The organism is Delftia sp. 60, from assembly GCF_002754395.1.
Lineage (GTDB): Bacteria > Pseudomonadota > Gammaproteobacteria > Burkholderiales > Burkholderiaceae_C > Comamonas > Comamonas acidovorans.
Genome location: NZ_PEFD01000001.1, coordinates 6325694 through 6348010, shown reverse-complemented (window position 1 = coordinate 6348010; position 22317 = coordinate 6325694). Strand labels below are relative to the sequence as shown.

Below are 22317 nucleotides of genomic sequence, written 5' to 3'. Positions count from 1 at the left end.
TGGCCCGGCAGGATATGGGGTGGTGCCCGGGCCTGCAAGCCTGGACAATAGGGGCCGTACCCGTCATCCCGGTGAGAACACCCCATGAGCATTCCTTCCCGCGTCAAACTCGTCGATGTAGGCCCCCGCGACGGCCTGCAGAATGAAAAACAGCCCGTGCCCGCCGCCGTCAAGATCGAGCTGGTGCACCGCCTGCAGGAAGCCGGCCTCAAGGAAATCGAGGTCACCAGCTACGTCAGCCCCAAATGGGTGCCGCAGATGGCCGACAACGCCGAAGTCATGGCCGGCATCGTCCGCCGCCCCGGCGTGCGCTACAGCGTGCTCACGCCCAACATGAAGGGCCTGGAGGCCGCGCTGTCGGCGCCGCGCGAACTGTGGCCCGACGAGATCGTGGTCTTCGGCGCGGCCAGCGAGGCCTTCAGCCAGAAGAATATCAACTGCTCCATTGCCGAAAGCATCGAGCGCTTCGCCCCCGTGGCCGAAGCCGCCCGCGCCCAGGGTATCTACGTGCGCGGCGCCATGAGCTGCACCGTGGGCTGCCCCTATGAAGGCGAGATCGCCCCCGAGCGCGTGGCCTACCTGGCCGGGCTCATGAAGGGCATCGGCGTGCAGCATGTGGGCGTGGCCGACACCATCGGCGTGGGTACGCCCGTCAAGGTGCGCAAGGCCATCGAGGCCACGCTGCAGCACTTCGCCATCGACGATGTCTCGGGCCACTTCCACGACACCTACGGCCAGGCCGTGTCCAACACGCTGGCCGCGCTGTCGCTGGGCGTGTGGCAGTTCGACACCTCGGTGGCAGGACTGGGCGGCTGCCCCTACGCCAAGGGCGCCACGGGCAATGTGGCCACGGAGGACGTGGTCTACATGCTGCAGGGCATGGGCATCGAGACCGGCATCGACCTGGACAAGCTGATTGACGCTGGCCAGTTCATCAGCGACCACCTGGGCCGCCCCACGCAATCGCGCGTGGCCAAGGCACTGCTCACCAAGCGCGCCAGCGCGTCTGCATGCGAGGCGGTGTGAGCATGTGCGGATCTGAACTCCACCATCTTCCCGAAGGCGTGCAGCGCGTGGCGGCCTTCCTGCAGCAGGCCGGCCACGGCGACGGACCGCGCATGCTGGACGGCGCCGCGCGCACGGCCCAGGAAGCGGCCGACCAGCTGGGGATCCTTGTGGGCCAGGTGGCCAAGAGCATCATCTTCCGCCGCCGCAGCGACGGCGTGGCCGTGCTGGTCGTGGCCTCGGGCGACCGCCGCGTGGACGAGAAGAAGGTCGCGGCCCTGGTCGGCCCCGTGGGCCGTGCCGACGCCGATTTCGTCAAGGCGCAGACGGGCTTTTCCATCGGCGGCGTCAGCCCCGTGGCCCATGCCAACACGCCCGTGACCCTGGTGGACCGGGAACTGCAGCGTTTCGACACGGTCTGGGCGGCAGCAGGCCATCCGCATGCGGTGTTCGCGGCCACGCCGGCCGCGCTGCAACTGCTGGCCGGTGCGCCCTGGGCCGACGTGGTGCAGGAGGTGGCGGCATGATGGGCCCCAAGGAAATGCTGGCCCAGAAGGCCCGCGCCGCATACGCTCCGCGTGCCGAAGAGGAGCCCGTGCTCTCGCCCTGCATCTCGGTCTGCCGCATGACGCCCGACCGCAGCCATTGCGAAGGGTGCTTTCGCACCATCGACGAGATCCGCGCCTGGTCCAAGTCCGACGCGCCGCAGCGCCTGGCCATCTGGAACGCGCTGCTGGAGCGCGCAGGCATCGCGGCCACCGCACCCTAGATCCCCATCACGACGCACCCGCCATGAAGCAGATCACCTTCCATCTCGACTTCATCTCGCCCTATGCCTGGCTGGCGTTCGCGCAACTGCCGCAGGCGCTGCAGGGCATCAGCCACCACATGCAGTACCGTCCCGTGCTGCTGGGCGCGCTGCTGCAGCGCCACGCCAACCCGGGACCAGCCGGCATCGCGGGCAAGCGCGAATGGACCTACCGCCATGTGAGCTGGCTGGGCCATGCCACGGGCGCGGGGCTGGACATGCCGGCCCGCCACCCGTTCAACCCGCTGCCGCTGCTGCGCCTGGCGCTGGAGTGCAGCGATGACGGCACCATCAACCGCTTTGTGGCGGACGCCGTGCTGCGCCATGTCTGGCTGGGCGGCGCCGACGCGCTGGACTCCGCGCGGCTCGACGCACTGCGCGCCACGCTGGCGCCGCAGCTGCGCACGGATGCGGCGGACAACGCCAAGCGCCTGCTGCGCGAGAACACCGAGGCTGCCGCCGCGCAAGGCCTGTTCGGCGTGCCGGCCTGGGAGGTCGATGGCCGCCTCTTCTGGGGCCTGGACAGCCTGCCCATGCTGCGCGCCTACCTGGAAGGCGACAGCTGGTTCGACAGCGGCTGGGACGCGGCTGCAAGCGTGGAGCAAGGCCTGAAGGTTTGAATGGCGGGGCTGGAACAACGGCCCCGCCCCATGCCCAACGCCTTCAACTTCGCCGCCTCTCCCTTCGACTGCCTCACGCCCGACGAACAGGCGCTGGTGCGCGATGGCGTGGACATCGCCTACTTCCCCGAGGGCGCCGTGGTGCTGGACGCCGGCTCGGCGCCCACCCACCTGTTCGTCATCATCAAGGGCCATGTGGTGCAGACCGAGGGCGACGAGGTGCTGGCCAGCTACGGCCCCGACGACAGCTTCGACGGCCGCGCCCTGGTGGCCGGCCGCACGGGCAGCCGCTTCACCGTGGCCGAGGAGCTCATCGCCTACCAGCTTGCGCGCGAAACCGTGGGCGAACTGATCGCGCGCAACACGGCCTTTGGCGCCCTGCTGTTCTCCGACCTGGGCCACAAGCTGGGCACATTGGCCCAGCGCGCCGACCGGCACGAATTGCAGTCGCTGACGCTGGCGCGCGTGGACCAGGCCTATCTGCGTGCCGCCCATGTGGTGGATGCGGCCACCGACATCGTCTCCGTGGTGCGCCTGTTCCATGCCGAGCGCACGACCTGCGTGCTGGTCTCGGGACTGCCGCAGGGCGGCCTGGGCATCTTCACGGGCACCACGCTGCAGCGCACCATCCTTGACGGCCGCCCGCTGGACCGGCTGGCCGTGGGCGAATTCGCCAGCCAGCCCGTGTTCACCGTGCGCGCCGACGACCAGCTGGGCGATGCCCTGGTCGTGCTGCTGCGCGCCCGCGTTCACCGGCTGGCCGTGCTGGATGCACAGGGCCAGGTGCTGGGCATCCTGGAGGCGCTGGACCTGTTCAGCTTCCTGGCCAACCACTCCCACCTCATCACCGTGCAGATCGAGCAGGCCGCCGACCTGCAGGCGCTGGAGCAGGCCGCCGCCCAGATCACGCGCCTGGTGGCCGCCCTGCACCGGGGCGGCACGCGGGTGGCCCTGATGGCGCGGCTGGTGCAGCAGCTCAATGCGCGCCTGTTCGAGCGTGCCTGGCAGATGCTGGCGCCGCCGGACCTGGTGGCCCACAGCTGCCTCTTCGTCATGGGCAGCGAGGGGCGCGGCGAGCAATTGCTCAAGACCGACCAGGACAACGGCCTGCTGCTGCGCGACGGCTATGCGCCGCCCCAGGACCTTGATGCCATCTGCGCGCGCTTTTCCGCGCAGCTGCAGCGCTTTGGCTACCCCGAATGCCCGGGCGGCATCATGCTCAGCAATCCGCAGTGGCGCGGCACGGTGGCCAGCTTCGGCAGGCAGGTGCGCGAATGGCTGATCCTGCCCGGCCCTGAGGGCCTCATGCACCTGGCGATCTTCCTGGACGCCCATGCCGTTGCGGGCGATGCCGCGCTGCTGGCCACGGTGCGGCGCGACCTGATGGCGCTGGCCCTGGACAGCGATGCCCAGGTGGCGCGCTTCGCCTCCGCCGTCGACGCCTTCGCGCACGAGCCGGGCAGCTGGTGGGAGCGGCTGCTGGGGCGCGGCGGCGAGGGCGCACCCGTGCACCTCAAGAAGGCCGGCATTTTCCCCATCGTGCATGGCGTGCGCAGCCTGGCGCTGTCCCAGCGCATCGCCGCCACCGGCACGGCCGAGCGCATCGCGGCCCTGGTGGACAAGGGCGTGCTCGACGGCGCCCAGGGGCAGGAGCTGCTCCAGGGCCTGCATTTCCTCATGGGCCTGCGCCTGCAGGCGGGACTGGCCGAGATCGACCTGGGCCGCCCCGTCACCGGCCATGTGGACCCGGCTCGCCTGAGCAGCCTGGAGCGTGATCTGCTCAAGGACACGCTGGCCGTGGTGCGGCGCTTCCGCGAACTGTTGCGCCAGCGCCTGCGGCTGGACGCCGTATGAGCGCGGCGCCCTTGCAGCGCTGGGTGGTGGGCCTGCGGCGCAGCTGGCAGCGGCGCAGGCTGGCGGACCCCGCCTATGCCTTTCTCTTCGACGCGCCGCCGCCCGGCGAATGGGTAGCGCTGGACTGCGAGACCACGGGCCTGGATGTGCGCTGCGACGAGATCATCTCCATCGGCGCCGTGCGCATCGTGGGCGAGCGCATCCTGTCCAGCGAGCGCCTGGAGCTGCTGGTGCGCCCCTCGCGCAGCGTGCCCGGCGACAGCGTGCGCATCCACCGCCTGCGCGAGAGGGACCTGGCCCGGGGCCTGGCCATCGAGGACGCGCTGGCGCAGCTGCTGCGCTTCATCGGCAGCCGCCCGCTGGTCGGCTACTACCTGGAATTCGACGTGGCCATGATCGAGCGCGTGCTGCGCCCCTGGCTGGGCACGGGCCTGCCCAACGAGCGCATCGAGGTCTCGGCCCTGTACTACGACCACCGCTTCCGGCAACTGCTGCCCTGGCAGCAGCAGGCGCCCGAAATCGACCTGCGCTTTGCCACGCTGATGGCCGACCTGTGCCTGCCGCAGCGCGAGGCCCACGACGCGCTCAACGACGCCGTGATGGCGGCGCTGGCCTTCATCAAGCTGCGCAGGCTGGCCGGCGCGACGTAGGGCGCCCGGAAAGGCGTTCGCTCAAGCGGCGGAGACCGCAGGGTTCAGGCTGTACAGGCCGGTGATGCTGGCCTTGCCCAGCACCTGGCCGGCTTGCAGCGCCGCACGCACATTGGCGCCGGTCAGCTCGCCGGAGACCGCCAGCGTGGGCGTGGCCAGCGCATAGACGGTGAAGATGTAGTGGTGGACGATGCTGTCGTTCCACGGAGGGCAGGGGCCGTCGTAGCCGAAGTAGTCGCCCTTCATCTGCTCGTCGCCCGCGAACCAGCCCGTGTAGTCGTTGATGCCGTGGCGCAGGCCGCCGGGGGCGGCCGGGCCGCTCTTGCCGTGCGGCGTGACGCCGTCGGACTGGGCGCCTGCCGCGATCTCGGTGGTGGCGGCCGGAATGTCCAGCAGCAGCCAGTGGAAGAAGTCCACGCGCGGCAGGCTGGCCGGCACTTCGCGGCCTTCCTGGTTCACATCGTCGCCGCGGCTGGGCACGTCGGGGTCATGGCAGACCACGACGAAGGACTGCGTGCCTGCGGGCGCGCCGCTCCAGGCCAGGTGCGGGTTGCGGTTGGACGACAGCGCCACGTGCGAGGCCGCATCGGGCACCGCGAACGCGAATTCGCCGGGAATCGCCTGGCCGTCCTGGAAGCTTTGGCTGATGAGTTGCATGTCGGATCTGTCCTGTGCGTTGAAGAGGGAAGCGGTGCTGCACAGGCGAAGCTGCGCAGACCCCGCAAGTCTAGAGGCCTGGACGGCGCCGGCCATCGCAGATCCGATCACTCGCCTTCTCCAGCAGATCAATCTGAGGGCGGCTGCTGCCACGCCAACGAAAAAGCCGGGCGCTGGGCCCGGCTTTTCATGGTGGGTGCCTGAGTGCCTGAGGGGCTCAGTGGCTCAGTGGCCCGAAGCTCCCGAGGCGCCAAGGCCTGTTTCCGAGCGCACCTGCTGCGCGGGGAAGATGGCGCGTTCCTTGGCAGCCTGGGCGCTCTTGTCGAGCACCGAGAACAGCCACACGCCCACGAAGCCGATGGTCATGGAGAACAGCGCGGGCGAGGCGTAGGGGAACCAGGCCGAGCCTGCGGGGTTGCCCAGCGTGGCCTCCCACACCGGGGGCGAGACCACGGTCAGGCCCACGGAGGAGATCAGGCCCATGAAGCCGCCGATCACCGCGCCCTTGGTGGTGCAGTCCTTCCACAGCACCGACAGCAGCAGCGGGGGGAAGTTGGCCGAGGCCGCGACCGCGAAGGCCAGCGACACCATGAAGGCGATGTTCTGCTTCTCGAACACGATGCCCAGCAGCACGGCGATGGCGCCCAGCGTCAGCGTGGTGATGCGCGAGACGCGCAGCTCGGCGGCGCTGTCGGCCTTGCCCTTCTTGATCACGGTGGCGTACAGGTCATGCGACACGGCCGAGGCGCCCGACAGCGTCAGGCCTGCGACCACGGCCAGGATGGTGGCGAAGGCCACGGCCGAGATGAAGCCGTAGAACACGTCGCCGCCCACGCTCTTGGCCACCAGCACGGCCGCCATGTTGGCCGTGCCCGCGCCGCCGTGGATCACGCCCTTGACCGTATCGGCCATCTCGGGGTTGGTCAGCACCAGGGTGATGGCGCCGAAGCCGATGATGAAGATCAGCACGTAGAAGTAGCCGATCCAGGTCGTGGCCCAGAACACGCTCTTGCGTGCTTCCTTGGCATCGGGCACGGTGAAGAAGCGCATCAGGATGTGGGGCAGGCCCAGCGTGCCGAACATCAGCGCCATGCCGAAGCTGATGGCCGAGATCGGGTCCTTGATGAAGCCGCCCGGGCCCATGATGGCCAGGCCCGCCTTGGCGGCGGCCGAGGGGTCGGCGCCGTTGTTGGCAGCGATCTCGGAGCGCACGCGCACGCCTTCGGCGAACAGCGCCTCGGGGCTGAAGCCGTACTTGGCCAGCACCATGAAGCCCATGAAGGTCACGCCGGCCAGCAGCATGCAGGCCTTGATGATCTGCACCCAGGTCGTGGCCGTCATGCCGCCGAACAGCACATAGATCATCATCAGGCCGCCCACCAGCACCACGGCGATCCAGTAGTCCAGGCCGAACAGCAGCTTGATCAGCTGGCCCGCGCCCACCATCTGCGCGATCAGGTAGAAGGCCACCACCACCAGCGTGCCGCTGGCCGCGAAGGCGCGGAACGGCGTCTGGGAGAAGCGGTAGCCTGCCACGTCGGCGAAGGTGAACTTGCCCAGGTTGCGCAGGCGCTCGGCCAGCAGGAAGGTCAGGATGGGCCAGCCCACCAGGAAGCCGATGGAGTAGATCAGGCCGTCATAGCCGCTGGCCATGACCGAGGCCGAGATGCCCAGGAAGGAGGCGGCCGACATGTAGTCGCCCGCAATCGCCAGGCCGTTCTGAAAGCCCGTGATTCCGCCGCCGGCCGTATAGAAGTCGGCGGCCGACTTGGTGCGGCCTGCGGCCCACTTGGTGATCCACAGCGTGGCCACGACGAAGGCCGTGAAAAGAATGATGGCGGTCCAGTTGGTGGCCTGCTTGGCGGCCACGCCGACATCTCCGCCGGCGGCCAGCACGGGCCCCGTCAGGGCCAGCGCCACGGCGGGCGCCAGCAGCATGCGTTGTGCGGAATTCTTCATTTCGTCGCGTCCTTCAGGATGTCCTGGGTGAGCTTGTCGTACTCGCCATTGGCGCGGCGCACGTAGAGGCCGGTGATGATCACCGAGAAGACGATCACGCCCATGGCGATCGGGATGCCCAGCGAGGTCACGCCCGCGCCAATGGGCTGGGCCAGAAATGATTTGTCGAAGGCAATCAGCGCGATATAGCCGTAATAAACGACCAGCATCAGCAGCGTCAGAAAAAGGCCCAGGCGATTGCGTCTGGACCGCAACTCCTGGTATTTGGGATGGCGCTGTATTTTGTCTACCACCGGATCGGTCATGGTTTGTCTCCTGAAGTTGGAATCGCGGCGGCAGCCCCATGGATCTGCAGCCTTGCGGCGCATTCTGGAAAGCGCTTCTGACCGAGTGCTTACGCAGTGCAGCATGGTTTGGCAGGGTTTTTACGGTGCTTTTCACATGGAAAAAGACGGCATCAGGGTTGCTGCTGAGTTAGTAAGAAATCGTTCAGTTCGCCGTCAATTTCTGTAAGAGGTGAGTCAGATTCGCGTCAGCAGGCAGGCGGATAGTGAATCGGCGGGCCTATGGCAAGCCCGCTAAATATTCAATAAATCAAGGAGACAGACATGGCTATCAACGCATCGCAAGGCGCGGGGGTCAAGGCGACCCCGCGGCCCATGACTCCGGAAGAACGCAAGGTGATCTTTGCCTCGTCGCTAGGCACGGTTTTCGAGTGGTACGACTTCTATCTCTACGGATCGCTGGCGGCCATCATCGCCAAGCAATTCTTCAGCGGGCTCGATGCGGGATCGGCCTTCATCTTCGCGCTGCTGGCCTTCGCGGCCGGCTTCATCGTGCGGCCCTTCGGCGCACTGGTGTTCGGGCGGCTGGGCGACATGATCGGGCGCAAGTACACCTTCCTCGTGACCATCCTGATCATGGGCCTGTCGACCTTCATCGTCGGCATCCTGCCCACCTACGCCAGCATCGGCGTGGCGGCGCCGGTGATCCTCATCGGCCTGCGCATGCTGCAGGGCCTGGCCCTGGGCGGCGAGTACGGCGGTGCGGCCACCTATGTGGCCGAGCATGCGCCGCACGGCAAGCGCGGCGCCTACACCTCATGGATCCAGACCACGGCAACGCTGGGCCTGTTCCTGTCGCTGCTGGTGATCCTGGGCGTGCGCACCTCCATCGGCGAGCAGGCCTTCGCGGACTGGGGCTGGCGCATTCCCTTCCTGCTGTCCATCGTGCTGCTGGGCATCTCGGTGTGGATCCGCATGACGCTGTCCGAGTCGCCGGCCTTCCAGAAGATGAAGGCCGAGGGCAAGGTCTCCAAGTCCCCGCTGACCGAGTCCTTCGGCCAGTGGCGCAACCTCAAGATCGTGATCCTGGCGCTGATCGGCCTGACCGCCGGCCAGGCCGTGGTCTGGTACACGGGGCAGTTCTATGCGCTGTTCTTCCTGACGCAGCAGCTCAAGGTCGATGCGGTGACGGCCAATCTGCTGATCGCGGCGGCGCTGATCATCGGCACGCCGTTCTTCGTGATCTTCGGTTCGCTGTCCGACAAGATAGGCCGCAAGCCCATCATCATGCTGGGCTGCGTGCTGGCCGTGGTGACCTACTTCCCCGTGTTCAAGGCGCTGACCGAAGCGGCCAACCCCGACCTGGCTGCGGCACAGGCCAAGAACAAGGTGGTCATCGTCGCCGATCCCAAGGAATGCTCGTTCCAGTTCAATCCCACGGGCACCTCCAAGTTCACCAGCTCCTGCGACGTGGCCAAGCAGCTGCTGGCCGCAGGCTCGGTCAGCTATGACTCCGAGGACGCAGCGCCCGGCAAGACGGCCTTCATCCGCATCGGCAGCACCGAGATCCCCTCGTTCTCCATCAAGGGCCTGAGCCCCGAGGAAGCCAAGGCCAAGGACGCCGAGTTCAAGAAGACCGTGGCCAAGGTGCTGGCCGAGGACGGCTACCCCACCAAGGCCGACCCCGCGAAGATGAACAAGGTCATGATGGTCGCCATCCTGACCTACCTGGTCATCCTCGTGACCATGGTCTACGGGCCCATCGCCGCCATGCTGGTGGAACTGTTCCCCACGCGCATCCGCTATACCTCGATGAGCCTGCCGTATCACATCGGCAATGGATGGTTCGGCGGCCTGCTGCCCACCATGTCGTTCGCCATCGTGGCCCAGACCGGCAATATGTACAGCGGCCTCTGGTATCCCATCGTCATTGCGGGCGCCACGGCCATCATCGGCACGCTGTTCCTGCGCGAGACCAAGGATGTGGATATCTACGCGAATGATTGAGTGAAGGCACCCCCTGAGCGGCTTACGCCGCTTCCCCCTCTCTGCTTGCTTCGCAAGGGAGGGGGACGACACCCTCGCGGCGGGGCGGCGCGGCCGGCGTAGGCCCTTGCTTGGTGTCCCTGGCTTTGGGCCGCGCCGGGTTCATGCGATGTGCGTGTTATCGGCCGGAGTTTTTTGCTCTGCATTGATGAAAGCCCATGGCGGTTTGCCGTGGGCTTTTTCTTTGGGTACTTCTAATGGTTTTCCATGTCATGCCTGTGGCAGCAAAGCATCAGATGGCGCATTTTCAGAGGCGGGCATACATTTTTTGACATGCCCGCACCTAGAATCCGCAGCAGCCGCAAATGGCACTGATCTAGAGCCGGAGTCGGCCCTGAGATTTCAAGAATACCCACTCAACAATCCCAAGGAGATGCCGAGATGATCAAGATGAACCGCGTTGCCCTGGCCGTGCTGGCCGTGCTGGGTTCCACCACCGTGATGGCGCAAAGCAGCGTGACGATTTATGGCCGTATCAACACGACCATCGAACGCGAAAAGATCGGTGACCAGACCGTCAACAAGATGGAGAACAACTCCTCGCGTTGGGGCATGCGCGGTGTCGAAGATCTGGGCGGCGGCCTGAAGGCCGGCTTCGTGCTGGAAAGCGGTTTCGCTTCCGACACCGGCATGGGTTCCTCCTCCACCGGCGCGCTGACCTTCGGCCGTCAGAGCGAAGTGAACCTGTCGGGCAGCTTCGGCAAGATCCGCATGGGCAACTTCTTCCCCGGTTCGTACTTCGCCACGGCCGACTACGTGAGCATGCACAACCATGACACGGGTACCTCGTCCGACGCGCTGTACTTCGATCCCGTCTGGTTCGCCAGCGGCCTGGGCACCGCCAACAAGATCTCCTACACCACCCCCAACATCGGTGGCCTGACGGTCGAAGGCTCGGTCTCCATGCACGAGAAGGCCACGCCCGCCCGCAAGAACGGCTATGACCTGGCCGTCAACTACGACGTGGGCCCTCTGGCCCTGGGCGCCGGCTACAGCCAGGTGGACGAAGACAAGCAGGCCGCCTTCCGCGCTGCCTACACCTTCGGCCAGTTCGTGGTCGGTGGCTACTACCAGCGCAACGACGAGCAGATCCGCGGCACGCGCAACAACTTCCGTCTGTCGGGCATGTACACCCTGGGCGCTTCCGAGTTCCACGTGAACCTGGGCCACGCCAACAAGTGGAGCAACATTGCCGACTCCGGTGCCAACCAGTGGACCCTGGGCTACAACTACAACCTGAGCAAGCGCACCAAGGTCTACGGCTACTACACCAAGGTGGACAACAAGGCCGGCGCCAACTACATGACCGGTGTGAAGGGCGCGGACTTCTCCTCCTTCGCGCTGGGCGTGCGTCACGCATTCTGATCGCCGCGCGGCGTAAGCCGCGAGCAAAGCAGGTCTGTTCCAATCAGCACCTGCCTGCCATATCAGGCCTCGTACCGAAAGGTGCGGGGCCTTTTTGTCTGGGCTCGTCTTTTCAAAGCCTGATCAAGGAAAAAACCATGAGGATCATTGCGGCCGGTTGCCTGGCCTTTGTCGTCGTCTCGCTGCTGGCCGTCACCCAGGTGAAGGGTGTGCCGGGTGAGCAGGCCATGCCTGCCTCCGTGCAGATGGCCAAGTAAGCCCTCGGCAAGAGGCACGAGCCCCGGACTGGTTCCGGGGTTTTTTTATGGTCGCGCGGATGCGTTGAGGGGGTATCTTTTTGTTTAACCTGTATGAAAATACAGGTATTGAGAAGCGTCTGATGCCTGACGCATGGACTGCCTAGAATGTTTGGCTCCCACTGACCACAGAACACCCATGACGCACGGTCTGATTCGAATTCGCGGCGCACGCCAGCACAATCTCCAGAACCTGGATCTCGACATCCGTACCGGCGAGCTGACCGTGGTCACGGGGCCCAGCGGCTCGGGCAAGTCCAGCCTGGTGTTCGATACCCTGTATGCCGAAGGCCAGCGCCGCTATGTCGAGACCTTCTCGGCCTATGCGCGCCAGTTCCTGGACCGCATGGACAAGCCGGCCGTGGACCGTGTGGAGGGAGTGCCGCCGGCCATCGCCATCGACCAGACCAACCCCGTCCGCAACTCGCGCTCCACCGTGGGCACGATGACCGAGCTCAACGATCACCTGAAACTGCTGTTCGCGCGTGCGGCCCAGCTGTTCGACCGCGACACCGCCGTGCCCGTGCGCCACGACACGCCCGACAGCGTGCTGGAGGAACTGGCCGAGCGTTGCCGGCAGGCCGGTGATCCGCGCATCGCCATCACCTTCCCCGTCGAGCTGCCCGCCAACACCACGGCCGCCGAGGTGGAGCAATGGCTGTCGGCCAGCGGCTTCACCAAGGTCCAGGCCGAGCGCGAGGCGGAGAAGGCCGGCGCCGTGGAGCCTGCCGCAGACGCCAAGGGCAAGAAGGCCAAGGCCGCCGCACCGCTCAAGGTCAAGATGCTGGACGTGGTGGCCGACCGCTTCCGCCTGGGCAATGTGGAGCGGGCCCGTGTCTACGAGGCCATCGAGGTCGCGCTCAAGCGCGGCAGCGGCCACATGACGGTCTATGTGCTGCCTGAATCCGCCGTGGAAGCCGCAGGTGCCCAGCCCGCCGAACCCCAGCTGTGGAAGTTCTCGCTGGGCCTGCACTGCCCCGAAAGCGGCCTGAGCTACCAGGAGCCGATTCCCTCGCTGTTCTCCTTCAACTCCGCCGTGGGCGCCTGCGAGGCCTGCCGTGGCTTTGGCCGCGTGATCGGCGTGGACTGGGGGTTGGTCATCCCCAACGACAAGCTCACCCTGCGCACGGGCGCCATCAAGCCCGTGCAGACACCGGCCTGGAAGGAGATCCAGGACGACCTGATGCGCCACGCCGAGGCCGAAGGCATTCCGCGCGACACGGCCTGGGCCAAGCTCACCGACGCGCAAAAGAGCTGGGTGCTGGACGGCTCGCCCAACTGGAACGGCAAGTGGACCCAGACCTGGTACGGCATCAAGCGCTTCTTCGAATACCTGGAGAGCAAGGCCTACAAGATGCACATCCGGGTGCTGCTGTCCAAGTACCGCAGCTATACCGAATGCCCCACCTGCGGCGGCGCGCGCCTGAAGACCGAAAGCCTGCTGTGGCGCCTGGGCGGCAAGCAGGCCGCCGATGCCGTGCTGCCGCCCGGCGACGAAGGCCGCTACCGCCGCTTCATGCCGAAGGGCGTGGCCTGGAGCCGTGAGCAGCTGGACGCGCTGCCGGGCCTGTGCCTGCACGACCTGATGCAGCTGCCCCTGGTGCGGCTGCGCGACTTCTTCCAGCAGCTGGCGCCGGCTGCCGACGCCCCGCTGCATGACGGCGAGGCCCAGGCGCTCAAGATGCTGCACGCCGAAATCATGGCGCGCGTGCAGTACCTGTGCGACGTGGGCATCGGCTACCTCACGCTGGACCGCCAGAGCCGCACGCTGTCGGGCGGCGAGGTGCAGCGCATCAACCTGACCACGGCCCTGGGCACCTCGCTGGTGAACACCCTGTTCGTGCTCGACGAGCCCAGCATCGGCCTGCACCCGCGCGACATGGAACGCATCACCGAGGCCATGCAGCGCCTGCGCGATGCAGGCAACACCCTGGTCGTGGTCGAGCATGACCCGGCCGTGATGTTCGCCGCCGACCGCATGATCGACATGGGCCCCGGCCCCGGCGCGCGCGGCGGCCAGATCGTGTTCGACGGCACGCCCGAGGACCTGCGCCATGCCGACACGCTGACCGGCGCCTACCTGGGCGGGCGCAAGCAGGTGGGCTTCGGCCTCAAGCGCATGGTGACCGAATCCACGCCGCGCCTCATCCTCGAAGGCGCGCGCGAGCACAACCTGCGCAGCATCGACGTGGACTTTCCGCTGCAGCGCCTGGTCACCATCACCGGCGTCAGCGGCTCGGGCAAGTCCACGCTGATCCAGGACGTGCTGGTGCCCGCGCTGATGCGCCACTTCGGCAAGCCCACGGATGCGGCCGGCGCCTTCGAGCGCCTGCTGGGCGCCGACCACCTGAGCGACGTGATGTTCGTGGACCAGTCGCCCATCGGCAAGACGGCGCGCTCCAACCCGGCCAGCTACGTGGGCGCCTGGGACTCCATCCGCGAGCTGTTCGCCATTGCGCCGCTGTCGCGCCAGCGCGGCTACACGGCCGCAAAGTTCAGCTTCAACAGCGGCGACGGCCGCTGCCCCACCTGCGGCGGCTCGGGCTTCGAGCATGTGGAGATGCAGTTCCTCTCCGACGTCTACCTGCGCTGCCCCGACTGCAACGGCACGCGCTACCGCCCCGAGATCCTGGAAGTCACGATCGAGCGCCACGCGGCCGGCGAGCTGCAGCCGCGCAAGCTCAACGTGGCCGATGTGCTGGAGCTCACCGTGGCCGAGGCGGCCCTGCTGTTCGCCCAGGACCGCGAGGTCATCCGCGCCCTGCAGCCCATCGTCGATGTGGGCCTGGAATACGTGAAGCTGGGCCAGCCCGTGCCCACGCTGTCGGGCGGCGAGGCCCAGCGCCTCAAGCTCGCGGGCTTCCTGGCCGAGGCCGCCAAGTCCCAGGCCAAGTCGAAGCAGGCGCTGGCCAAGAAGGGCACATTGTTCCTGTTCGACGAGCCCACCACGGGCCTGCACTTCGATGACATCGCCAAGCTCATGCGCGCGCTGCGCAAGCTGCTGGAGGCCGGGCACTCGCTGATCGTCATCGAGCACAACCTCGACGTGATCCGCGCCAGCGACTGGTTGATCGACCTCGGCCCCGAAGGCGGCGACGGCGGCGGCGCCATCGTGGCCCAGGGCACGCCCGAGGAAGTGCGCCAGATTCCTGGATCGCACACGGCCCAGGCGCTGCGCGAGTACGACCTGGCCATGGGCGTGGGCGGCGAGGCCGTGCGCGAGGTCGCCCCCATGCTCTACAAGAGCCAGCGCAAGGCGCATGCCATGTCGGGCGCCGCGGCCAGGAATGCCATCGAGATCGTCAACGCCAAGGAGCACAACCTCAAGCAGCTGTCGGTGGAGATTCCTCGCGGCAAGTTCAACGTGGTGACGGGTGTCTCGGGCTCGGGCAAGTCCACGCTGGCCTTTGACATCCTGTTCAACGAAGGCCAGCGCCGCTACCTGGAGTCGCTCAACGCCTATGCGCGCTCCATCGTCCAGCCTGCGGGCCGGCCCGAGGTGGATGCGGTCTACGGCATTCCTCCCACCGTGGCCATCGAGCAGCGCCTGTCGCGCGGCGGGCGCAAGTCCACCGTGGGCACGACCACCGAGGTCTGGCACTTCCTGCGCCTGCTGTACGTCAAGCTGGGCACGCAGCACTGCATCCACGACGGCGCCGCCGTGAAGCCGCAGACGGCGGAAAGCATCGCGGCCCAATTGCTCACGCAGTTCAGGGGCCAGACCATCGGCCTACTGGCGCCGCTGGTGGTCAACCGCAAGGGCGTCTACACCGAGCTGGCCGACTGGGCGCGCCCGCGCGGCTACACCCATCTGCGCGTGGACGGCGAATTCCTGCCCACCACGGGATTCCCGCGCATCGACCGCTTCAAGGAGCACACCATCGAACTGCCCGTGGCCAGCGTCACCGTCACGGCGGCCAACGAGCGCGAACTGCGCGGCCACCTGGCGCAGGCGCTGGAAACAGGCAAGGGCGTGCTGCATGTGCTGTCAGGCCTGGACAACCTGGCCGATGCCATGGCCGGCGGCCGGAGCACGGCCGGCATCGGCAGCCTGCAGGTGTTCTCCACCCAGCGCGCTTGCCCGGTCTGCGCCACCAGCTATGCCGAGCTGGACCCGCGCCTGTTTTCCTACAACAGCAAGCACGGCTGGTGCCCCGACTGCGTGGGCACGGGCGTCAAGCTCACCAAGGATCAGCGCAAGGTCTATGACGACACCCTGCTGGTCGAGGACAACCGGGGCCGCGAGGTCAAGTTCGAAGGCCAGGAAATCGAAGACCTGGCCGAAGTGACCTGCCCCACCTGCCAGGGCACACGCCTGAACGCCACGGCGCGCGCCGTGCGCTTCCATGGCGTGGGCATTGCCGAGATCGCCCAGCTGTCGGTCAACGACGTGCGGCAATGGGTGCAGGCGCTGGCCCTGTCCGGACGCGAGTCCGACATTGCCCGCGACCTCATCCCCGAGATCCAGAGCCGCCTCGAATTCCTCGAGGAAGTGGGCCTGGGCTACCTGACGCTGGACCGTGGCGCGCCCACGCTGTCGGGCGGCGAGGCCCAGCGCATCCGCCTGGCCGCGCAACTGGGCAGCAACCTGCAGGGCGTGTGCTATGTGCTGGACGAACCCACCATCGGCCTGCATGCACGCGACAACCAGATCCTGCTCAACGCCCTGCACAAGCTGGGCGACAAGGGCAACACCCTGGTCGTGGTCGAGCATGACGAAGACACCATCCGCCGCGCCGACCACATCATCGACATCGGCCCCAGCGCCGGCATACGCGGCGGCCGCCTCGTGGCCCAGGGCACGGCGGCCGACATCATGGCGGCCGAGGACTCCATCACGGGCCGCTACCTGCTGCATGCCATGCGCCACCCGTTCCAGCCGCGCCGCTGGGTGGGCGAAGGCCAGCCGCCGCAGGCGGCCGCCGAGCTTGCCGCAGTGGCCGAACCGGTGCCGGAACCCGCGCCTGTCAAGGTATCCAAATCCAAAAAGAAGGCCGCGCCTGTCGTTGTCGACGCCGAACCCGCCTCCGACGCACTGGGCTGGCTGACCGTGCGCGGCGCCCACTTGCACAACCTGCAGAACGTGGATGCGCGCGTGCCGCTCAAGCGCCTGGTGGCCGTCACGGGCGTCAGCGGTTCGGGCAAGTCCACGCTGGCGCGCGACGTGATGCTGGCCAATGTGGCCGCCTGGGTGGGCCAGCGCGCCACCAAGGCCGGGCGCGATGCCATGGACGCGGGCAAGGCGCCTGCGCTGTCGGGCTGCAAGGGCCTGCAGGGCTTCGAGGGCATTGACCGCGTGCTGGAAGTGGACCAGACGCCCATCGGCAAGACCCCGCGCAGCTGCCCGGCCACCTACATCGGCTTCTGGGACACCATCCGCAAGCTCTATGCCGAAACGCTGGAGGCCAAAGCCCGCGGCTACGCGGCCGGCCGCTTCTCGTTCAACACCGGCGAAGGCCGCTGCCCGGCCTGCGAGGGCCAGGGCATGCGCACCATCGAGATGAGCTTCCTGCCCGACGTGAAGGTGCCCTGCGAGGTCTGCCACGGCGCGCGCTTCAACCCCGAGACCCTGGCCGTCTCCTGGCGCGGCAAGAGCATTGGCGACGTGCTGCAGATGGAGGTGGACGAGGCCGTCGAGTTCTTCGCCAGCATGCCCAGCATCGCCCACCCGCTGCAGCTGCTCAAGGACGTGGGACTGGGCTATCTCACGCTGGGCCAGCCCTCGCCCACGCTGTCGGGCGGCGAGGCCCAGCGCATCAAGCTCGTCACCGAGCTGACCAAGGTGCGCGACGATGTGACCCGGCGCGGCAACAAGGCGCCGCACACGCTCTATGTGCTGGACGAACCCACGGTGGGCCTGCACATGGCCGATGTGGACAAGCTCATCCGTGTGCTGCACCGCCTGGTGGATGCGGGCCACAGCGTGGTCGTCATCGAGCATGACCTGGACGTGATCGCCGAGGCCGACTGGATCATCGACCTCGGCCCCGAAGGCGGCAAGGACGGCGGCCGCATCATCGCGGCCGGCACGCCCGAGGATCTGGTGGCTGCGGGCACGCACACGGGCAAGGCGCTCAAGCCCGTGCTGGCCCGTTGAGCCTCAGGCGCAGGCCACGCCTGCGCTGCGTGCGGAGCCTGCAGGCAGGCGGCTGCTCCAGAAGACCAGCACCAGGCCCACGGCCGTCAGCGCGGCGGCGGCCCAGCCCAGGTTGACCAGGCCCAGGCCACCGGCCAGGGCCAGGCCGCCGACCCAGGCACCCAGGGCATTGCCCAGGTTGAATGCCGCAATGTTCAGGCTGGAGACCAGGTTGGCGCCCTGGGGGCCGGCCTGGTCCAGCACGCGCATCTGCATGGGTGCCACCGTGGCGAAGGCCACGACGCCCAGCACGATCACATAGGCCATGGCCACGGCCTGGTTCCCGAAGGCCCAGCGGCCTGCCGCCAGCACCACCATCAGCGCCGCAATGCTCCACACCAGGGCGCGCATCACGCCCCGGTCGGCCAGCTTGCCGCCCAGCAGATTGCCTGCGGCCAGGCCCGCGCCGAACAGCAGCAGGGTCAGTGCCACCAGGCTGTCGCCCATGCGGGTCACCTGGGTCAGCAGCGGCTCCACATAGGTGTAGAGCGCAAACACGCCCGCAAAGCCGAAGGCCGTGATGCCCAGGCCCAGCCAGACCTGGCCGTTGGCCAGCACGGCCAGCTCCTGCGCCAGCGGCGTGACCTCGGGGCGGCCCTGGTCGCGCGGCACGAAGGCGGCCAGGATGGCAAAGGCCAGCACGCCGATCGCGGCCACGGCCAGGAAGGCGCTGCGCCAGCCGAACATCTGGCCGATCCAGGCGCCGGCAGGCACGCCCAGCAGGGTGGCCAGGGTCAGGCCCGAGAACATCAGCGCAATCGCCGACGCCTTCTTGTCCACCGGCACCAGTCCCGTGGCCACCACGGCGCCCACGCCGAAGAAGGTGCCGTGGGTCAGCGAGGTCAGCACGCGCGCCGACATCAGCCATTCATAGCTGGGCGCGAACGCGGCGGCCAGGTTGCCGGCGATGAAGATCAGCATCAGCGCCAGCAGCAGGCGCTTGCGCGGCCATTGGCGCGTCAGCAGCGTGAGCACGGGCGCGCCCACGGCCACGCCGATGGCGTAGCCCGAAATCAGCGAGCCCGCCGTGGGAATGCTGATGTGAAGATCCTGGCTGACCTGTGTCAGCAGGCCCATGATGATGAATTCCGTGGTGCCGATGCCAAAGGCACCGGCCGCCAGGGCGAGTAGGGAAAGAGGCATGGACGGATTCCTTGTGATCCTTGGTGTGATGTCCATTAATGTCGCACTGCAACATACCTTTGTGTAGATGGAATAATGGAAACGGATCTGTTCCTGTGTGGAATAGATGACCTCTTTTCAGGAGACGCCATGCCCGCACTTGCCCCACCCACGGCCACCGATACAGGCAACGCCGATGCCAACCGCTTTGCCGAGCTGGAAATGCTGATCCTGGTGGCCGAGCGCGGCAGCCTCTCGGCCGCTGCGCGCCACCTGGGCATCTCGCCCTCGGCCGTCAGCAAGAGCATGTCGCGGCTGGAGGCGCGCCTGGGCGTGCAGCTGCTCCAGCGCAGCACGCGGCGCCTGCATCTCACGCCCGAAGGCTGCCAGCTGTTCGAGCGCGGCAAGCGCGTGCTGGCCGACCTGGAGGAACTGGAGGCCTGCGTGGCCGTGCGCAGCGAACCACGCGGCCTGGTGCGCATCAACACCAGCTCATCGACCGGAAAAATGCTGCTCGTGCCCCTGGTGCCGCAATTGCTGCAGCGCCATCCCGGGCTGAGCCTGGAACTGAGCTTCACGGACCAGATCGTGGACCTGGTCGAGGCCGGCACGGACATCGCCGTGCGCTGGGGTCAGCTTCCGCCCTCGGACATGGTCGCGCGGCTGCTAGGCCACACGCGGCAGGTCATCCTGGCCTCACCGGAGTACCTGGCCCGCATGGGCAGACCCCTGCATCCGGACGAGCTGGGCCACCATGTGCGCCTGGGCTGGAGCTACCAGCGCGCCATACCGCACTGGCCATTTCTGGTGGACGGCCAGCGCGTGGCCGTCGATATCGGGGAGGTGGTGCGCGTCAACGATGGCGATGTGATGCGCGAGCTGGCGCTGCACGGCACGGGCCTGGCTCGCCTGTCGCTGTACCACGCCTGGGCCGACGTGCTCGCCGGCCGGCTGGTGCCCGTGCTGGAGGAATTCAACACGGGCGACCTGGAACCCATCCACGCCGTCTACCTGGGCAAGCCCGACCGCCTGCCTCCGCGCACGCGTGCCGTGCTCGACTTCCTGCAGGCGCATGTGGACCTGCGGCATGCGGAGCAGCTGCCGGCGCTGCCTTGAGGCGGGCTGGCAGCGGCGGCGTCACTCCTGCTCTGTTGGCAGAGGTGCGGCGTTGAAGGACAGGTTCTCGATGATGTCGTGCAGCACGGTGGGCACTGGGTCCACGGGTGCGTCGGCCGCGTAGACGATGCCTGTACCCACGCCCTTCGGGTCAAGCAGGCGTTTGACCACCAGCACCTGTTCGGGGCGGGTGCCATTGGTGCGGGAGCTGCCTTCACCCTCGTTCACGCTGTAGACGAAGTAGTAGGAACGCAGCAACTGGCCAGAGCTGGTGATCTTCACGCACAGCACGCCGCCCGCCAGATTGCCCCGGATCTGGTGTTCACAGCCAAACAGCCGGTCTGCCGTTTCCATCAGGCCATTTCCGTTCGCCGTGGCGGGTGTCTGCAGCTGCATATTCACGACTTCGGAGAAAACGCCTTCGCTGCCGAACGAAGTCAGCGTCCACATTCCGCGCAGGCTGGATGCCACGGCGGGGTAGCCGAAGTTGAAACGAGATATGGCGACCTCAGGCTCACCTGGAAATGTGATGAAGCCAGAGATACCGCTGGTAAAGCGAACACTGACTTGGCCGGGGCTACCGGCTTCTACGCCTGAACGCGGTCCGCTGCCGAAATACCGACCGCCGCTGTACCGCGTCAAGGGTCCGGAAAAACGGTTCGAGACCAGAGGACCTGCAGCCAGAAAGAAAGTAGGGCGGCCGTCGTTTTCATAGGCATACATCTGTAGCGCCACAGTGCCATTTTGTGCGTCTACCACCATTCCGCGGCCAGGCTTGCCGTCTAGCTCCGAATTCACGACCCACGAACCGCTTTGGGGCATAAATGCCTGCGCCAGGCCGCAGCCCAGCAAGATAGCTGCTGCCAATGTTTTCTTGAACATGATCCCTCTCTGTCTGAATAAGAAAATGCATGGGCATTCTAGCCATCGTCTTTACAAAGAGAAACAGTGCGATGGTCTTGAGTGGCTTTTGCTGGCGTCCCTGAAATGGGTTCGTACGCCGGCAATGTGTTTTCCGGCGTGCGTATTCAACTTTCTTGAAAGCGCCCGAATTCCATCCATTCACAGGCCTGCCCTGGCATTCCCGACGGGCCGAAAGGCGCGGGCACCCTGCCCATCCCTCCCAATCGCCCAGGCACACCAGGCCGATACCGCTCCCGCAAACACCACATACAGGCACACCAGCCACGGGCTGCCACCGGCCGTCTTGACCAGCGCCGTCGCAATGATGGGCGTGATGCCGGACGCGAAAATGCCCGAGAACTGGTAGACGAAGGAAATGCCGGTGTAGCGTACCTTGGCGTCGAACAGGTCGCAGAAGAGGGCGGCTTCGGGGCCGTAGACCGCCGCGTAGAGAATGCCGAAGGGCACGACGATGGCGATCCATATCAGCAGCACATTGCCGCCGCTGTGGGCCATGAGCCAGAAGGCCGGGAAGGCAGAGACCGCGGTGATCAGCGATCCCCACAGATACACGCGGCTGCGGCCCATGCGGTCGGACAGGCGGCCGAACAGCGGAATCGTGAAGCACATCACCACGGCGGCGACCATCACGCCGATCAATGCATCGGTGCGGCTGATCTGCAGGGTGGAGGTCAGGTAGCTGATCGAGAACACGCCGAAGACGTTGAAGAAAACGCCGTCGATATAGCGTGCGCCCATGCCCTTGAGCACATTGCCGGGGTAGCGCCGCATCATGTCCATGAAGGGAATCGCGGTCTCGGCATTGCGTGCCTTGACGGCCGCGAATTCGGGCGTCTCCTTCACATGCAGGCGGATGTACATGCCCACGGCCACCATCAGGCCCGAGATCAGGAACGCGACGCGCCAGCCCCAGGCCATGAATTGCTCCTCGGTGCACAGCCAGGACAGCAGGGCCACCACGCCCGAGGCCATGAACAGGCCGATGGCCAGGCCCACCTGGGGCAGGGAGGCATAGAAGCCCCGCTTTTCCTTGGGCGCGTATTCGTAGGCCATGAGCACGGCACCGCCCCATTCGCCGCCCAGGCCTATGCCCTGGGCCACGCGCAACAGCAGCAGCAGGATGGGCGCGGCCACGCCGATCTGCGCATGCGTGGGCAGCAGGCCGATCAGGAAGGTGGACACGCCCATGATCATCAGCGTGACCACCAGGATGCTCTTGCGCCCCACGCGGTCGCCGAAGTGCCCGAAGATCACCCCGCCCAGCGGCCGTGTGACGAAGCCCACGGCAAAGGTGGTGTAGGCCAGCAGCGTGGAGATCAACGGATCGTCGCTGGGAAAGTACAGCTTGCTGAACACGATGCCGGCGACCACGCCGTACAGGAAGAAGTCATACCACTCGATGGTTGCGCCGATGAGCGCGGAGGTCACCACCTTGCGGATGACCCTGGGATCGGTTGCCGTCGTCATGCTGTCTC

The 22317-nt window shown here is 66.9% G+C and carries 16 protein-coding genes; 10 read left to right on the top strand and 6 right to left on the bottom strand.

Annotated features, from left to right (window positions below; translation table 11 throughout):
- The first annotated feature begins 84 nt into the window (after positions 1–84).
- Genes CLV01_RS28440 through CLV01_RS28415 form a run of 6 tightly spaced genes read left to right on the top strand, consistent with a single transcriptional unit; the run spans position 85 to position 4937 of the window.
- Positions 85–1026, top strand: coding sequence for a hydroxymethylglutaryl-CoA lyase (locus CLV01_RS28440; RefSeq protein WP_016452781.1), 942 nt, complete (start codon positions 85–87; stop codon positions 1024–1026).
- A 2-nt stretch (positions 1027–1028) separates the two neighbouring features.
- On the top strand, positions 1029–1532 hold the full coding sequence (locus CLV01_RS28435; protein WP_013800403.1) for a YbaK/EbsC family protein: 504 nt from the start codon (positions 1029–1031) through the stop codon (positions 1530–1532).
- Entirely contained in the window at positions 1532–1774 is a 243-nt protein-coding gene (locus CLV01_RS28430) for a DUF1289 domain-containing protein (RefSeq protein ID WP_049801477.1), read from the top strand. Before CLV01_RS28435 ends, CLV01_RS28430 begins: the two co-directional genes overlap by 1 nt.
- A gap of 23 nt (positions 1775–1797) precedes the next feature.
- Entirely contained in the window at positions 1798–2433 is a 636-nt protein-coding gene (locus CLV01_RS28425; RefSeq protein WP_099732654.1) for a DsbA family protein, read from the top strand.
- Positions 2434–4287: a DUF294 nucleotidyltransferase-like domain-containing protein gene (locus CLV01_RS28420; RefSeq protein WP_099732655.1), complete on the top strand. Its 1854-nt coding sequence runs from the start codon at positions 2434–2436 to the stop codon at positions 4285–4287. It begins immediately after the preceding gene.
- Positions 4284–4937 (top strand): 3'-5' exonuclease, encoded by a 654-nt coding sequence (locus tag CLV01_RS28415; RefSeq protein WP_099732656.1) that lies wholly within the window; start codon positions 4284–4286, stop codon positions 4935–4937. Before CLV01_RS28420 ends, CLV01_RS28415 begins: the two co-directional genes overlap by 4 nt.
- A gap of 21 nt (positions 4938–4958) precedes the next feature.
- Here CLV01_RS28415 and CLV01_RS28410 read toward each other — a convergent pair whose 3' ends face one another.
- From CLV01_RS28410 to CLV01_RS28400, 3 genes are all read right to left on the bottom strand, one after another.
- Complete coding sequence (locus CLV01_RS28410; protein WP_099732657.1) at positions 4959–5594, bottom strand: YbhB/YbcL family Raf kinase inhibitor-like protein; 636 nt, start codon at positions 5592–5594, stop codon at positions 4959–4961.
- Positions 5595–5819: 225 nt separating this feature from the next.
- A complete protein-coding gene (locus tag CLV01_RS28405; protein ID WP_012207754.1) occupies positions 5820–7553 on the bottom strand; it encodes a cation acetate symporter in 1734 nt (577 codons plus the stop codon).
- Entirely contained in the window at positions 7550–7858 is a 309-nt protein-coding gene (locus CLV01_RS28400) for a DUF485 domain-containing protein (protein WP_013800408.1), read from the bottom strand. Before CLV01_RS28400 ends, CLV01_RS28405 begins: the two co-directional genes overlap by 4 nt.
- Before the next feature lie 303 nt (positions 7859–8161).
- On the opposite strand from CLV01_RS28400, the gene CLV01_RS28395 reads away from it, so the two are divergent.
- From CLV01_RS28395 to uvrA, 3 genes are all read left to right on the top strand, one after another.
- Positions 8162–9844, top strand: a complete 1683-nt coding sequence (locus CLV01_RS28395) for an MFS transporter (RefSeq protein ID WP_013800409.1) — start codon at positions 8162–8164, stop codon at positions 9842–9844.
- A 420-nt stretch (positions 9845–10264) separates the two neighbouring features.
- Entirely contained in the window at positions 10265–11248 is a 984-nt protein-coding gene (locus CLV01_RS28390) for a porin (RefSeq protein ID WP_013800410.1), read from the top strand.
- Between the two features lie 435 nt (positions 11249–11683).
- Entirely contained in the window at positions 11684–17641 is a 5958-nt protein-coding gene (gene uvrA / locus CLV01_RS28385) for an excinuclease ABC subunit UvrA (protein ID WP_099732658.1), read from the top strand.
- Between the two features lie 3 nt (positions 17642–17644).
- On the opposite strand, the gene CLV01_RS28380 is transcribed toward uvrA, so the two are convergent.
- On the bottom strand, positions 17645–18823 hold the full coding sequence (locus tag CLV01_RS28380; RefSeq protein WP_012207748.1) for an MFS transporter: 1179 nt from the start codon (positions 18821–18823) through the stop codon (positions 17645–17647).
- Between the two features lie 129 nt (positions 18824–18952).
- On the opposite strand from CLV01_RS28380, the gene CLV01_RS28375 reads away from it, so the two are divergent.
- Positions 18953–19918, top strand: coding sequence for a LysR family transcriptional regulator (locus CLV01_RS28375; protein WP_099732659.1), 966 nt, complete (start codon positions 18953–18955; stop codon positions 19916–19918).
- A gap of 21 nt (positions 19919–19939) precedes the next feature.
- On the opposite strand, the gene CLV01_RS28370 is transcribed toward CLV01_RS28375, so the two are convergent.
- Both CLV01_RS28370 and CLV01_RS28365 read right to left on the bottom strand, forming a co-directional pair.
- Complete coding sequence (locus CLV01_RS28370) at positions 19940–20800, bottom strand: hypothetical protein (RefSeq protein ID WP_099732660.1); 861 nt, start codon at positions 20798–20800, stop codon at positions 19940–19942.
- Between the two features lie 180 nt (positions 20801–20980).
- The gene (locus CLV01_RS28365; RefSeq protein WP_047218440.1) at positions 20981–22309 is read right to left on the bottom strand and encodes an MFS transporter; all 1329 of its coding nucleotides are present in this window, start codon (positions 22307–22309) and stop codon (positions 20981–20983) included.
- Between the last annotated feature and the right edge of the window lie 8 nt (positions 22310–22317).

Coding starts and splice junctions, on each gene's coding strand:
- CLV01_RS28370 (WP_099732660.1), bottom strand. CDS start 20,800: ATGTTCAAGAAAACATTGGCAGCAGCTATCTTGCTGGGCTGCGGCCTG.
- CLV01_RS28380 (WP_012207748.1), bottom strand. CDS start 18,823: ATGCCTCTTTCCCTACTCGCCCTGGCGGCCGGTGCCTTTGGCATCGGC.
- CLV01_RS28410 (WP_099732657.1), bottom strand. CDS start 5,594: ATGCAACTCATCAGCCAAAGCTTCCAGGACGGCCAGGCGATTCCCGGC.
- CLV01_RS28375 (WP_099732659.1), top strand. CDS start 18,953: ATGCCCGCACTTGCCCCACCCACGGCCACCGATACAGGCAACGCCGAT.
- CLV01_RS28395 (WP_013800409.1), top strand. CDS start 8,162: ATGGCTATCAACGCATCGCAAGGCGCGGGGGTCAAGGCGACCCCGCGG.
- CLV01_RS28435 (WP_013800403.1), top strand. CDS start 1,029: ATGTGCGGATCTGAACTCCACCATCTTCCCGAAGGCGTGCAGCGCGTG.
- CLV01_RS28425 (WP_099732654.1), top strand. CDS start 1,798: ATGAAGCAGATCACCTTCCATCTCGACTTCATCTCGCCCTATGCCTGG.
- CLV01_RS28430 (WP_049801477.1), top strand. CDS start 1,532: ATGGGCCCCAAGGAAATGCTGGCCCAGAAGGCCCGCGCCGCATACGCT.
- CLV01_RS28390 (WP_013800410.1), top strand. CDS start 10,265: ATGATCAAGATGAACCGCGTTGCCCTGGCCGTGCTGGCCGTGCTGGGT.
- CLV01_RS28415 (WP_099732656.1), top strand. CDS start 4,284: ATGAGCGCGGCGCCCTTGCAGCGCTGGGTGGTGGGCCTGCGGCGCAGC.
- CLV01_RS28365 (WP_047218440.1), bottom strand. CDS start 22,309: ATGACGACGGCAACCGATCCCAGGGTCATCCGCAAGGTGGTGACCTCC.
- CLV01_RS28440 (WP_016452781.1), top strand. CDS start 85: ATGAGCATTCCTTCCCGCGTCAAACTCGTCGATGTAGGCCCCCGCGAC.
- CLV01_RS28420 (WP_099732655.1), top strand. CDS start 2,434: ATGGCGGGGCTGGAACAACGGCCCCGCCCCATGCCCAACGCCTTCAAC.
- CLV01_RS28400 (WP_013800408.1), bottom strand. CDS start 7,858: ATGACCGATCCGGTGGTAGACAAAATACAGCGCCATCCCAAATACCAG.
- CLV01_RS28405 (WP_012207754.1), bottom strand. CDS start 7,553: ATGAAGAATTCCGCACAACGCATGCTGCTGGCGCCCGCCGTGGCGCTG.
- uvrA (WP_099732658.1), top strand. CDS start 11,684: ATGACGCACGGTCTGATTCGAATTCGCGGCGCACGCCAGCACAATCTC.